Genomic DNA, 12,786 nt, shown 5'->3' on the forward strand with positions numbered 1-12,786 from the left:
TGCCTTATCCGCGCCGATACCTCGCCGTCGGCGTGCTTCTCGTGACGCTTGTTCTCGTCGTACTGGACGGCGCTATTGCCAATGTCGCGTTGCCATCGATCGCGGCCTCGCTGGGTGCCGATGCCAGCGACACGGTCTGGGTCGTCTCCAGCTACCAGCTTGCCGTGCTCGTCGCTCTTCTGCCCTGCGGCGCCTTGGGTGAAATTCACGGCCCCCGACGCGTCTTCCTGATGGGTGTCGCGCTCTTCACGATGGCGTCGGCTGCATGTGCCTTCGCTGCAAATCTTCCCGTTCTGATCGCGGCGCGATTTGCTCAAGGGTTGGGCGCAGGCGCGATCATGGCACTCGGAATAATGAACCTGCGCTTTGCGGTGCCGCAGCGGCTGTTGGGAACCATCATCGGCATCAACGCGATGGTCATTGCGATTTCTTCGGCCGCAGGACCGGGTGTTGCCGGCGCGATCCTGTCCGTTGCTAATTGGCCTTGGCTGTTTGCCGTCAACATACCACTTGGCGCAATCGTCCTCTTGTCTGGCGGCCTTCTCGGCCCCTTGCAAGGCGTGAAGCGGCAACTGAACGTAGCGGCACTGCTGGCCAATACGCTGATGTTCATTTTGTTCTTCTCCGGCGCAGACCGGATAGCCACCGCACCGATCAGCGGCTCCGTTCTGATTGGCGGCTCCATCCTGTCCCTGGTCGTGCTGCTGCGGCTTGAGCGCAAGACTACGGCGCCGATTGTTCCAACCGACCTCTTGGCCGAACCTGCCTTTCGGGTTGCCGTTATCGCGTCAATCGCGTGTTTTACCGGTCAAATGCTGAGCTACGTCGCGCTGCCATTCTATCTTCAGCACACTTTGCATATGCCGCCGGTGCTGACGGGGCTCTACATGATGCCTTGGCCCGCCGCGACGATTGTCGTGGCCCCGATTTCAGGACGCCTTGCCAATCGCATCAAGACGGCATGGCTCTGCGCCTCCGGTGGCGCGCTGCTGGCAATTGGCCTCCTTATCGCGGGCCTGTGCCCGCCTGATCCGCGGGGAATTGCATTCATGATCGGAACGGTGATTGCCGGTGTCGGATTCGGTCTTTTCCAGACCCCGAACAACCGCATCCTCCTTCTGTCCGCACCGAAGGCGCGCAGCGGCGCGGCCGGAGCCATGCAGGGCACGGCACGCCTTCTCGGACAAACCTTTGGTGCCATTTGCATGTCGATCATTTTCGAAACCGTGCCGCAGGCAAATGCGCCTGGCTTCGCGCTTGTTTTGGCCGGCCTCTGCGCGGCGGTTGCAAGCTTCGTCAGCCTCAGCCGTGCGCGCTATGAGACGGTCGGATAGGGATCGTCCGCCATTCAAAGAGTGCCTCGGATGCCAAAACGGCACCCGAGGCCTTCAATAAGCATCTCATGCGCGGAATGTTTTCCCGAGTTCGATGTCGGACAAATCGTAATAGTGACGAAAATTGTAAACCAACGGAGACCATTTATTGGGATCGATATGATCACTCTCGTTTTTCAAGAATTCCTCGCTGGCGTGGACGCGTAAAATCTCGACAACGGCAACGAGGCCGCCTCCAAGTTCAGCTAGTTTCGTGCCGCCCATTTCATGACGTGACAAAACACGGGCTTCCATCTGAATTGGGCACTCCGCAACTCGCACCGGGTGAACCAATTCACTGTCGAGCCTGGAAAATCCCGCTGCGGTAAATTTGTCTTTCTCTGTCCTGAATTGTTTGGACTTCAGTTTGGGTACCGGGTCTTTGCCGGTCAGCGGCGCAAGCTTTTCCACCATCTGCCACATGGAGGGAGAAGGAAGGTTTACGACGCATTCCGGGTGTCGTGCGAGATTTTCCGCGAGCTTGGCATCATTCAGCAGACCAAGCGCCATCGTCCAGCCAAGCGCCCAAAATGATGAGATCGGCGACAAATTCGTCGAACCATCCTCGTTCAAGCTACTGATCAGTGCGACGGGCGTCCCAAAATACAGGATCTTTGGCTCAACGGTTCTCACTTCGTCCTCCTGAACAGGATGCGTCCACATCACCATGCGCGATTTTCCGCTTGGAATGTTTCGGCTACGATCGAAGTGTGGCCTGAAAGCGGGATGCTCTGACCCTGCCTATTCAGCAAGCCGGCCGCCGCGCATGGGCGTCGGTACGCCCGTCGTGCCCGGGAAGCTGATCGGCAGGCCTCGCAAGACGCGCACGGCCAAAAATGCGAAGCATTCGGCCTCGACGGCGTCACCGCGCCAACCGAGCGTTTCCGCCGAAATCGGCTCGACGCCGGCACGGGTTCTGAGCATCGACATGATCGTCGGATTGCGACGGCCGCCGCCGCTGACCACCAGCTTCTTCGGGCGGCGGGGCAGCAGATCCAAAGCCTTGCCGACGGCGCCGGCAGTAAAGGCGGAAAGGGTTGCAGCGCCGTCTTCGGGGCCAAGGCCATCGGCCATCGAGGCGCCAAAATCGAAGCGATCCAGCGATTTCGGATAGGGGGCGCTGAGATAAGGATGTTGCAGCAGTTTCGCGAGCCTCGCCTCATCCACCTTACCCGCTTGGCCGAGCGCGCCGTCCCTGTCCATCTCGCCAAGGCCGTGGGCTTTGACGAAATCATTGAGCGGCGCGTTGGCCGGCCCGGTATCGAAGGCGACGAAATTGCCCTCCCCGTCCGACCAGGTGATATTGGCGACACCACCGAGATTGAGGATGGCGGTATCGTCTCCGGCGCCGGCTCGTCGCAGCAGGGCGGTATGATAGGCGGCCGCCAGCGGCGCGCCCTGACCGCCTGCGCGCACATCGGCGGAACGGAAGTCGTAGGCGACCCTGGTGCCGAGGATGGAACGCATCAATTCGCCATCGCCGAGCTGGCGTGTATCGCCGCGGCGTTCCTTTTGCGGTGCGCGATGCAGCACGGTCTGCCCGTGGAAACCGACCACGCCGATATCGGCCATGGTCAGGCCGTAACTTTCGACAAGCTCCTTGACCGCGTCCGACTGCGCGCGGGTCAGGGCCTCTTCGGCTTGCTTAAAGATTTCCGGCTCCGGCCCGTTGAAATTCCAGGCCCGGGCCTGCGTCAAAGTCTCTTCCAGTAATGTCCTAATCCAATCTGGATAGGGCGCCAGCACATAGGGACCGAACTCCTCTATCCGCTCGCCGTCTGTTTTGAGCAGCGCGACGTCGATATTGCCGTCGAGAACGGTTCCGGTCATCAGACCGACGGCCCAGATTGGTTCCATGATCATGCTCCTAAGCTCTATTGACGAGATCGCCGACGATCTGGCGAAGCGCCACGATGCCGCTGTCGAAATGGCGTGTCGGGTGAATGCGGTTGGTAAGCAAGGTCCAGGCCCTGCCCTTGTCGAAATCGATCCAGAGGCCGGTGCCGGTGAAGCCGGTATGGCCGATCGTGCCCGGCGAGCACAAGCTGCCGCCGGACCAGCCTTCGTAAGGCCGTTCCCATCCATGCGTACGCGTGGCCGACAGTGGCGTGCGCATCAATGCGATCGAGCGCTCGGACGCGCTGTTGCCGGTTAGCAACCCCAAGGCAAAATCGAGGATTGAGCCTGCCGTCCCGAACAGGCCGGCATGGCCGGCGCCCTGCAGGGCAGAGCAATTGTCGTCATGGACTTCGCCTACGAGGACGCGGTGACGCCAGGTGCAATCCTCCGTCGCGGCAGTCTGATGGGGTTCGGAGGAAAAGGCGAAGCCCGGCCCGGCATTCATGTCTCGGATCGTCTGACCCGTCAGGCGCTCCAGCGCAAGCCCAAGCAAAATGAAGTTGATGTCGGAATAGACAGGCGGACCGGCCCGCCATTCGCGCTGCAGAACGAAGGCGCGCAGCAGGTCGGGACCGCGACCGTAGGTATAAAGCGGCTCGACAGCCGGAAAAGGCGTCTGATGGCCAAGGCACTGCCGAAAGGTCACCTTCCGCTCCCAGGCCGCCGCATCATATTGGCGCAGATCCGGCAGCAGCGTAATCAGCGGCGCATCGAGATCGATCGTACCGGCTTCCACCAAAGCCAGGATGCGCGGCGTGGTGAAGATGACCTTGGTCAGCGAGGCCAGATCGAACCAGGTATCGGCAAACATCGGCCGCATCACCGGAACCTTCTGTGCCCAGCCGATCGCACGGACCATCCGATTACCGTCGCGATCGATAATGCCGAGCACACCGCCGGGAATGCGCCCGGCCGCAATAGCGGCTTCAACGGGCTGGAATGCCCGATCGAAGCGCTGCGCGAATTCCGTATTCTCCGTTGCCGTCATGCTCCCCCGCGTCTCTCTTTCAGGCTTCCGCCTGGGCTATATGATCCGGAGCGAACTGTCGCCATTCAGGTGCCGCCGGCTCGAAACCAAGGGGACGCACCAGAGAAGGGACTTGCCGCGTATCGAGCGCAAAATTCTCCCGCCGGCGGTCGACGGCCGGAACGGCCGATATAAGGCGTTTGGTATAGGAATGCTTCGGCTGCGACAGCACCGATACGGCATCGCCGATCTCCACGATCTGCCCGGCGTAGATCACCGCAATTCTATGCGCGATCCGCTCGACCACCGCCATGTCATGAGAGATGAAAAGATAGGCAAGGCGGTACTCGCGCTGCAATTCGATCAGCAGATCCAGGACCTGTGCCTGGACGGACACATCCAAAGCCGAGACGGCCTCGTCCAGCACCAGAACCGAAGGGTTCAACATCAGTGCCCGGGCGATACACAATCTCTGGCGCTGCCCGCCCGAAAATTCGTGCGGGTAGCGTTCGAGACTGTTTTCGGGCAGGCCGACACGCTTCAACAACATGACCATCCTGTCGCGTGTTTCCCCCGAGGCACGGCCGCCAACGGCGATGACAGGTTCCGCCAGAATGCTATCGACGCAGAGCCTCGGATTGAGCGAGGCATAGGGGTTTTGAAACACCATCTGCACGGCACTCGTCCGGTACGCCACCTTGCCGGCATTCGCGGTGAATGTGCCTCGCGTTGACTTGACCAATCCGAGGATAGCTCGCGCCGTGGTGGATTTGCCCGAGCCGCTTTCACCGACGATCGCCAGCGTTTCGCCGGGCAGCAGATCGAAACCGACGCCTTCGACCGCGTGGACAGCGCCGGTGGGACGGCGAAAGAAACTGCCCGACACCGGGAAGCGAACCGTCAGCCCGTCGACCTTCAACGCAGGTGCGGCTTTTGCAGTGTCGTCGCGGCTGAAATCCGACCGGGTCGCACGGCCGGCCGAAAAATGCGGTACGGAGTGAAGGAGGTGTTGGGTATAGGGGTGGCTGGGTTTGTCGAGTATCTGATTCAATTCGCCCTGTTCGACTGCCTGGCCGGCCTGCATCACCATGACCTTGTCGGCGATGCCAGCAACAAGGCCGATATCATGGGTGATAAAGATCATCGACATGCCGGTCTCGCGCTTCAGTTCGGCGAGAAGCGCCATGATCTGCGCCTGAACCGTGACGTCCAGCGCCGTGGTCGGCTCGTCGGCGATCAGCAGGCGAGGATTGCAGGCAAGCGCGGTCGCGATCATCACGCGCTGCAGCATGCCACCGGAGAGCTGGTTCGGGCAATATTTCAGCCGCCGGGCGGCATCGGGAATGCGAACGCGGTCCAGCGCATCCTTAGCGGCGGCCGTTGCCTGGCGGCCGGTCAAGCCGCGATGCAGGCGGAAAGACTCTTCGATCTGCGTGCCGATGGTCAGCACGGGATTGAGCGAGGTCATCGGCTCCTGGAAAATCATGCCGATCTCGGCGCCGCGGATTTTCGTGAGTTCCGCTTCTGTCGCCGTCGTCAGGTCAAGAATGCTGTTGTCGGGCCGCTTTAGCCTGATCGAGCCACCGATTATGCGGCCACCGCCGAAATCGACCAGACGATTGATCGAGAGCGCGGTGACGGATTTTCCCGAGCCGCTCTCGCCGACAATCGCCAGCGTCTCGCCGGCCGTAAGACTGAAGCTGACGCCGCGGACGATTTTGTTGGCTTCGGGCTTGCGGCCAAAGCCCACTTGCAGATCGGAGACGGAAAGCAGAGGGCTCACGGCGTGGACCTCCGCATTTTCGGATCGAGAATATCGCGCAGGGCATCGCCGAGCAGATTGAAGCCGAGGATGCTGATCATGATGGTGAGGCCTGGGAAGATCAGCAGCCAGGGCGCGGTTTCCATCAGGTTGCGGCTGTCGCTGAGCATCAACCCGAGCGAAGAGGCAGGCGGCTGTGTGCCGAGGCCGAGGAAACTCAAGCCAGCTTCGGTCAGGAGCGACCATGCAAGCGCAAGGGTGATCTGCACCGTCAAAGGCGCGACGAGGTTCAAGAGCAGATGCCGCGTCAGAATATAGGGTTTGCTGCTGCCGAAGGTGCGGCCGGCATCGACGAAATCCCGCGATTTTAGCGAGAGCGCCGGCCCGCGCACGACGCGGGTAAAGATCGGCGTATAGACGATGGCGATCGCGGCGACGCTGGTCCAGGTGCCGGGGCCCACAATGGCGATGATCAGCAGCGCGAGAAGGATGGCCGGAAATGCCAGCAGCACATCCATCGCGCGCATGATCACCCCGTCCCAGCGCTTGCCGAACCAGGCGGCGGTCAGGCCGAGCACGGTGCCGATCAGGCTTGCAAGGGCGACCGAGAGAAAGGCGACGGCGAAGGACTCGCCAATGCCGTTCATTAGCCGACTAGCGACGTCGCGCCCGAGCAGGTCCGTCCCCATCCAAAAGGTGCCGCTCGGGGCGTGCAGTCGGTTCAACGGGCTCCGCGTCACCGGATCATAGGGGGTCAGTCCCAGCATGCCGAGAATGGCGAGGAGGAGATAAGCGAAAACAATAGCACCGCCAATACGGCCGCTCGTGTGTCCAAAAATGGCCTTGACGATGCGCATCAGCCCTCTCCCAGGCGAACACGCGGATCGAGCGCGACATAGGCAAGGTCGACGAGCAGATTGACGATCATGAAGTTGAAGGCAATGAACAGGACGCAGCCTTGGACAAGCGCATAATCACGCTGCTGAATCGCATCCAGCACCAGACGTCCGAGGCCGGGCAGCGCGTAGATCTGCTCGACCAGCACGGCGCCGCCGAGGAGATAGCCGAATTCCACGCCGCTCAGCGTCACCACCGGAATGAGCGCGTTGGGCAGCGCATGACGCCAGATGACGCCGCGGGCCGGCACGCCACGGCTGCGCGCGGTGCGGACATAATCATCACTCAGTACGTCCAGCATGGCCGAGCGCACGACGCGCGTCACCGAGGCAGCGAAGGCAAATCCGAGTGTCAGCGCCGGCAGGATCATCTGGCCGAGATTGCCGAGCGGATCCTGCCAGAATGGCGTGAATGCGCCCATCGTCGGCAGGACACCGAAGCCTGCCGAAAGGGCATAAATGATGAGAAGGCCGAGAACGAAGTTCGGGGTGGACTGTCCGACCATGGCGACGATGCGAACCGCGAGATCGGACAGCCTTTCGTTTCTTGTCGCAGCGAACACGCCCGCCGGGAGGCCGATCAGCAGCGCGATTATCATGGAGAGCAGCGCAAGCTCGAGCGTCAGCGGAAACCGCTCGAGAATGATATCGAGCACCGGTTTGCCGTAGGTGACGGAAATACCGAGATTGCCCTGCAGCACGCCGAACAGCCAACGCCAGTACTGCACGAACCAAGATTGGTCGATGCCGAAATAGGCTGCCAGAGCCTGCCGCTGCTCAGGCGTCAGCAGGCCGGCATTGGTTCCGAGCATCGCCGTGATCGCGTCGCCCGGCACAAGCCGGATGGCGACGAACACGAGGATGGACACTCCCAACATGATCAGCGGGAATGTCATCAGCCGGCGCGTCAGGTAGCCCATGGAACGTCCTTTAGAACCCGGTATCCATCACTTGATGGATACCTTGCTGAGACCGAAGAGAGAGCCCGTCGGCGTCGGCACGAAGCCCTGCACGTTCTTCTGCTCGGCCGTGTAGCCGTAAGAAGTATAAAGCCAAATCCACGGCGAGACCTCGGCAATGTGCTTTTCGAAGTCGGCAAAAATGACCTTGCGCTTGGCCGGATCGGTCTCGACACGGCCCTTCTGCATCAGGCTATCAAGCGTATCGTCGATATAGTTCGCGACCTTCTGCAGGTTGCCGGTCTTCGTCCAGTATCGGTTATACATGGAATAGGGATCGGCGCTGCCGCCGTTCAACGCTACCGCCATGTCGAAATTGCCCTTCAGCCACGCATCGACATAGACGTTGAGTTCCATCACCTTGATGTCGAGCTTGATGCCGATCTCGGCAAGCTGCGACTGGATGACCTGGGCTTCGGCCGTGGCGGTCGGCGGCTCGCCGGTGGCGGCAATCACGGTTGCGGAGAAGCCGTTGGCGAAGCCAGCGTCGGCCATCAGTTTCTTCGCCTTTTCGACATCGCGCTTATAGCAGAAGAGCTGGCTCGGATCGGTCGCATAGAGCGGCATGGTCAACGGTCCCGTCACCTTGCCTTCGCCGAGCGCTGCCGTGTCCAGCACATCCTTCCGGTCGATCGCGCAGGAGATCGCCTGACGGACGGCCAATTGGTCCATCGGCTTGTGCGAGGGGTTGAGCTGCAGGACGTTATAGGAAAGCACCGGCGTGCGGGTCAGTTGCAGCTTCGGCTCCTTGGGAACCAGCGTCGCCACCAGCGGGTCGTTCAGAAGCGCGAAATCGATCTGGCCCGTGCGAAGCGATGCCAGGATAGCCGTCTCATCGGGCAGGACGCTGATATCGATGCCATCGACACCGACCGTGCCGCCGGCCCAGGCCTTGTTGGCGCTCAGGACTTCCTTGGAATTCGGAACCCAATTGTCGAGTTTGAAGGGGCCGGAACCAATCGCCTTCGTGCCGATGGAGCCGGCGGTGATTTCACTCGCCGGAACGACGGCGGCGTTGAGGCTGGTCATCGAGGTTAGAATGGGAACGTCGGGCTGCGACAGGTGGAAGATGACCGTCGTTGCATCCGGCGTATCGATGCTGGCGATCGACAGGAAATTGGCGCGGGCGGCCGCACCTGTCGCTTGATCGAGAATGCGCTGGAACGACGCCTTCACGTCGGCCGAAGTGACGGCCGCGCCGTTCTGGAACTTCGCATTCGGATTGAGCTTGAAGGTCAGTTCCTTGCCGTCGGACGAAAACTGCCAGCTCTCGGCGATGGCGGGCACGATCTGCAGATTGCTGTCAAGCCGGACGAGCGGCTCATAGATCAGCTCCAGCAGGCGGATCGAGGAGAAGGCGGTCTGCTTGTGCGGATCAAGCCCGGTCGCATCCTGGGACCATGCCATGCGCAGCGTCGCTGCCTGTGCCTCCGCCGAAATGGCCGCTAGGCCGAGCCCCGCCGCGATAGCAACGTACGAAATCAGCTTCCTTGCAGAATACGTTTTCATTCTTTTCTCCCTTTGAGCGCCTTTTCGCGCTTCCCCAGCCCTTTTGGCCACTTATGTCCGCGATATTTAGTTCATACCGTCTTCGCGCTGATGGCTCTTCGCAGGAATCCACCAGCGTTTTGCAATGCCACACGGGCTTCTTCAATGCCCATTCCGGTAATTTCCATGAGAATGGCGAGTTTGACATCATTGCCAGTCTGGTCGAGCACGCGGCGTGCTTCTTCCTGGGTGCAGCCGGTCGCCTGCATGACGATGCGGGAGGCGCGAGCGACCAGCTTCTTGTTGCTCGCATTCACGTCGACCATCAGGTTCTGATAGCTCTTGCCGATCCGGATCATGCTCGCCGTGGTCAGCATGTTGAGAATGAGCTTCTGCGCCGTTCCCGACTTCAGCCGCGTCGATCCCGTCAGGATTTCCGGACCGACGACCGGAGAAATCGCAAGATCGGCAATGCGGGCGATAACGGAATTGGCGTTGCAGGACAGGGCAATGGTGGCCGCGCCGATGCTCTTTGCATAGTTCAGCCCGCCGATGACGTAAGGCGTGCGCCCGGAAACGGCGATGCCGACAACAACGTCCGCGCCCGTCAGTTTAATGTCCTGCAAGGCTTGCCAGCCCTGCTCGGGATCGTCCTCGGCGCCTTCGATCGAGCGCTGCAGCGCGTCGGGACCGCCGGCAATCAGCCCGATCACCATACTTGGCGGCACGCTGAACGTCGGCGGGCATTCGGATGCGTCGAGAACGCCAAGCCGGCCGCTGGTGCCCGCACCCAGGTAGATCAGTCGACCGCCTTTCTGGAAGGCCGCAACGATCTGGTTCACTGCAGCGGCAATCGCAGGAATGACCTTCTCGACCGCGGCGGGGACGGTTTGGTCCTCATAATTCATTTCACGCAGGATATCGAAGGTGGACAACAGATCGATATGCATCGTGTTCGGATTGCGACCCTCGGAAACCAACTGCTCCAGTTCGGATATCAATCTCTGTTCTGTCATGTGCGTGTCCGCGAAAGAATTACGCTTCGATCTCAATAGATCAGGAATGGCGCGCTCGATCGGCGAAGATCGGGCCAGCCGCAGCAGCCTGGGATTGTTCAACGCAACAGAAAGCTGCTCATCAGTACAAGCAGCCGGCTTTTACGGCTTCGTTCGCTGCCGTTCCCTGTTTACCTTCGTTAACATTATGTCCGTTTATTCCGCTCGTCAATCACGCGAGGAATAAAATATTCCAATACTGAGGCACAAAATCTGGAGATGAGCGGGCCGTCGGTTCAGCGGCGGCAGACCGACTTTCTGGCAAGAATGATGGCGCCCGAAACGGCATCACCGTCGATAGGTTTGAGACGGCGGCGGACATCCGGCGCCAGCCAGGGCTCGAGCGGGCTGGAAAGGCCGCCAAGCAGGGAGACGCGCGGAGCACCCTTGTCGAACAAGGAGCGGATCAGCGTGTCGATATGCTCGGCCGCGCTCTGGACGATGCGCCGCCCGGCCGCGTCACCCTGATCCGCATGACGCATGACCATCGGCGCCAGAGCGGCATAGTCGGTTGCCGAGGCCCGGTCCATCCACGCGACCGCTTCCATGGGATCGTTTTGAAAACGCTGCATGATCTCTCGTAACAGCGCAGTCTTCTCGTGGCGGCCGTCATGCGCACGAAGCGCAAGCTGCACGGCTTTCAGCCCGAGATCCGCACCGCTGCCTTCGTCCGAGATCGGAAATCCGTATCCTCCGACCCGCAAGTGGCGGCCTTCGACAAAACCCAGACCGATCGATCCCGTTCCGGCAATGACGATCGCGCCGTCGCGGCCCGAATGGGCGCCAAGGCAGGCGCCCTCCCCGTCGCTGACGAAATCGATGCTGGCAAAGGGATGCTTTATGGCGCGCAATGCCTCAAGTGCGCCCTTCCGGCCGATCCCGGCAAGGCCGACACCCGTATGGACATGCGCGATTTCGGATGGGTCGAGGCCCGCCTCTTCGATCGCGGCGCCGAAGGCCCTGGCAATGGATGCCCAGGCTTCGTCAATGCCGAGCCGCGTGGTCGCCGGGCCGGATAGTCCCTGGCCCAATATGGTTCCGGCGGCATCCTCGATCCTGGCGCGACAACCGGTGCCGCCGCCATCGATGCCGAGAAAGTAGCCTGCGTTGTCCGTTTCGCCGCTCATGACGTCAGTCGCTCGATATCGGCACCGCAAAGGCGGAGCTTGCGATCCAACTGCTCGTAACCTCTATCGAGGTGATAAACGCGGTTGACGATCGTTTCGCCTTTCGACACCAGCGCCGCCAATACCAGCGAGACCGAGGCGCGCAGATCAGTCGCCATAACCTGTGCCCCTCGAAGAGGCGCCCCGCCGCGAACCAGGGCCGTGGTGCCCTGCAACCTGATGTTGGCGCCAAGGCGCATCAATTCCGGCACATGCATGAAGCGGTTTTCGAAGACCGTTTCGCGGATCAGCGAGGCGCCTTCGGCGCAGCAGGCGAGCGCCATGAACTGCGCCTGCAGGTCCGTCGGAAAGCCCGGATAGGGTTCAGTCGTGATATCTGCGCCCTTGAGCGGACCATCCCTCGAAACGACCAGGCCGCGATCGCTTGGCCAGACGCTGACCCCCGTGGCTTCCAGCGCCTGCACGACGGAAGCGAGATTCTCCAGTCGAGCGTGGATCAATTCAAGCTGCCCGCCGGTGATGGCGGCTGCAACGGCATAGGTGCCGGCCTCGATCCGGTCGGATATGCCATGATGCCTGGCAGGCTGCCAGTTCGTGCCGCCCTCGATCAGGATGCGATGCGTACCCGCGCCCTCGATCCGAGCGCCCATGGCTGTAAGACAGGCGGCGAGATCGGATACCTCCGGCTCGCGGGCCGCATTCAAGATCTCCGTCTCCCCTTTGGCGGTACATGCGGCCATCATCGCCGTTTCGGTCGCTCCCACGGACGGGGAACTCAGAACGATGCGCGCGCCCTTCAACCCGCCAGGGGCTGATGCGACGATCAGACCATTCTCGATCGCGATCTCAGCGCCAAGCGTCGCCAGCGCCTTGATGTGCATGTCGACGGGCCGGGCGCCGATGGCGCAGCCACCGGGCAGAGAGACGCGGGCATACCCGAAGCGTGCCAGCAGCGGGGCAAGCACCAGCACCGTCGCACGCATGCGCCGCACAGTGTCGTAGGAGGTTTCCTTCGAGACGATGGCGCTGGCATCGATCGTGGTCCCATGCGCCGCGCGGGTCACAACCGCACCATGAAGGGCGACGACGCCGAGCATGTTCTCGACATCGGTCACGGCGGGCAGGTTCGTCAATTCCAACGGATGGGGACTGAGCAGCGCCGCCGCGATTTGCGGCAAAGCGGCATTCTTGGCGCCGGAAATCGTCACAGCACCCTGCAACCTGTTTCCGCCTGATATCCGCAATCTGTCCATGATGTGA

At 61.4% G+C, this 12,786-nt stretch carries 11 protein-coding genes; 1 reads left to right on the forward strand and 10 read right to left on the reverse strand.

The window, feature by feature from the left end:
* The first annotated feature begins 32 nt into the window (after positions 1-32).
* A complete protein-coding gene (locus QDY28_RS13360) occupies positions 33-1,334 on the forward strand; it encodes an MFS transporter (RefSeq protein WP_331382242.1) in 1,302 nt (433 codons plus the stop codon).
* Between the two features lie 66 nt (positions 1,335-1,400).
* On the opposite strand, the gene QDY28_RS13365 is transcribed toward QDY28_RS13360, so the two are convergent.
* The 10 genes from QDY28_RS13365 to murA all read right to left on the reverse strand — a co-directional run bounded on the left by QDY28_RS13365 (position 1,401) and on the right by murA (position 12,779).
* The gene (locus QDY28_RS13365) at positions 1,401-2,042 is read right to left on the reverse strand and encodes a flavin reductase family protein (RefSeq protein WP_331382160.1); all 642 of its coding nucleotides are present in this window, start codon (positions 2,040-2,042) and stop codon (positions 1,401-1,403) included.
* Positions 2,043-2,114: 72 nt separating this feature from the next.
* A complete protein-coding gene (locus tag QDY28_RS13370; protein WP_331382161.1) occupies positions 2,115-3,230 on the reverse strand; it encodes an anhydro-N-acetylmuramic acid kinase in 1,116 nt (371 codons plus the stop codon).
* 10 nt (positions 3,231-3,240) lie between these two features.
* The gene (locus QDY28_RS13375; protein ID WP_331382162.1) at positions 3,241-4,260 is read right to left on the reverse strand and encodes a serine hydrolase domain-containing protein; all 1,020 of its coding nucleotides are present in this window, start codon (positions 4,258-4,260) and stop codon (positions 3,241-3,243) included.
* A gap of 19 nt (positions 4,261-4,279) precedes the next feature.
* Entirely contained in the window at positions 4,280-6,022 is a 1,743-nt protein-coding gene (locus QDY28_RS13380) for an ABC transporter ATP-binding protein (RefSeq protein WP_331382163.1), read from the reverse strand.
* On the reverse strand, positions 6,019-6,858 hold the full coding sequence (locus QDY28_RS13385; RefSeq protein WP_331382164.1) for an ABC transporter permease: 840 nt from the start codon (positions 6,856-6,858) through the stop codon (positions 6,019-6,021). The genes QDY28_RS13380 and QDY28_RS13385 overlap by 4 nt, the downstream gene beginning before the upstream one ends.
* Entirely contained in the window at positions 6,858-7,817 is a 960-nt protein-coding gene (locus tag QDY28_RS13390) for an ABC transporter permease (protein ID WP_331382165.1), read from the reverse strand. The genes QDY28_RS13385 and QDY28_RS13390 overlap by 1 nt, the downstream gene beginning before the upstream one ends.
* A 27-nt stretch (positions 7,818-7,844) precedes the next feature.
* Positions 7,845-9,365, reverse strand: coding sequence for an ABC transporter substrate-binding protein (locus tag QDY28_RS13395; protein WP_331382166.1), 1,521 nt, complete (start codon positions 9,363-9,365; stop codon positions 7,845-7,847).
* 71 nt (positions 9,366-9,436) lie between these two features.
* The gene (gene murQ / locus QDY28_RS13400) at positions 9,437-10,360 is read right to left on the reverse strand and encodes an N-acetylmuramic acid 6-phosphate etherase (RefSeq protein ID WP_331382167.1); all 924 of its coding nucleotides are present in this window, start codon (positions 10,358-10,360) and stop codon (positions 9,437-9,439) included.
* A gap of 275 nt (positions 10,361-10,635) precedes the next feature.
* Positions 10,636-11,526, reverse strand: a complete 891-nt coding sequence (locus tag QDY28_RS13405; protein ID WP_331382168.1) for an N-acetylglucosamine kinase — start codon at positions 11,524-11,526, stop codon at positions 10,636-10,638.
* Positions 11,523-12,779 (reverse strand): UDP-N-acetylglucosamine 1-carboxyvinyltransferase, encoded by a 1,257-nt coding sequence (gene murA, locus QDY28_RS13410; protein ID WP_331382169.1) that lies wholly within the window; start codon positions 12,777-12,779, stop codon positions 11,523-11,525. The genes QDY28_RS13405 and murA overlap by 4 nt, the downstream gene beginning before the upstream one ends.
* Between the last annotated feature and the right edge of the window lie 7 nt (positions 12,780-12,786).

The organism is Rhizobium sp. BR 362 (assembly GCF_036528765.1).
Taxonomy (GTDB): domain Bacteria; phylum Pseudomonadota; class Alphaproteobacteria; order Rhizobiales; family Rhizobiaceae; genus Rhizobium.

Bases quoted from the DNA above. Each gene is read 5' to 3' on its own strand.
- QDY28_RS13385 (WP_331382164.1), bottom strand. From the start codon at position 6,858: ATGCGCATCGTCAAGGCCATTTTTGGACACACGAGCGGCCGTATTGGC.
- murQ (WP_331382167.1), bottom strand. From the start codon at position 10,360: ATGACAGAACAGAGATTGATATCCGAACTGGAGCAGTTGGTTTCCGAG.
- QDY28_RS13405 (WP_331382168.1), bottom strand. From the start codon at position 11,526: ATGAGCGGCGAAACGGACAACGCAGGCTACTTTCTCGGCATCGATGGC.
- QDY28_RS13370 (WP_331382161.1), bottom strand. From the start codon at position 3,230: ATGGAACCAATCTGGGCCGTCGGTCTGATGACCGGAACCGTTCTCGAC.
- QDY28_RS13395 (WP_331382166.1), bottom strand. From the start codon at position 9,365: ATGAAAACGTATTCTGCAAGGAAGCTGATTTCGTACGTTGCTATCGCG.
- murA (WP_331382169.1), bottom strand. From the start codon at position 12,779: ATGGACAGATTGCGGATATCAGGCGGAAACAGGTTGCAGGGTGCTGTG.
- QDY28_RS13365 (WP_331382160.1), bottom strand. From the start codon at position 2,042: ATGGTGATGTGGACGCATCCTGTTCAGGAGGACGAAGTGAGAACCGTT.
- QDY28_RS13375 (WP_331382162.1), bottom strand. From the start codon at position 4,260: ATGACGGCAACGGAGAATACGGAATTCGCGCAGCGCTTCGATCGGGCA.
- QDY28_RS13390 (WP_331382165.1), bottom strand. From the start codon at position 7,817: ATGGGCTACCTGACGCGCCGGCTGATGACATTCCCGCTGATCATGTTG.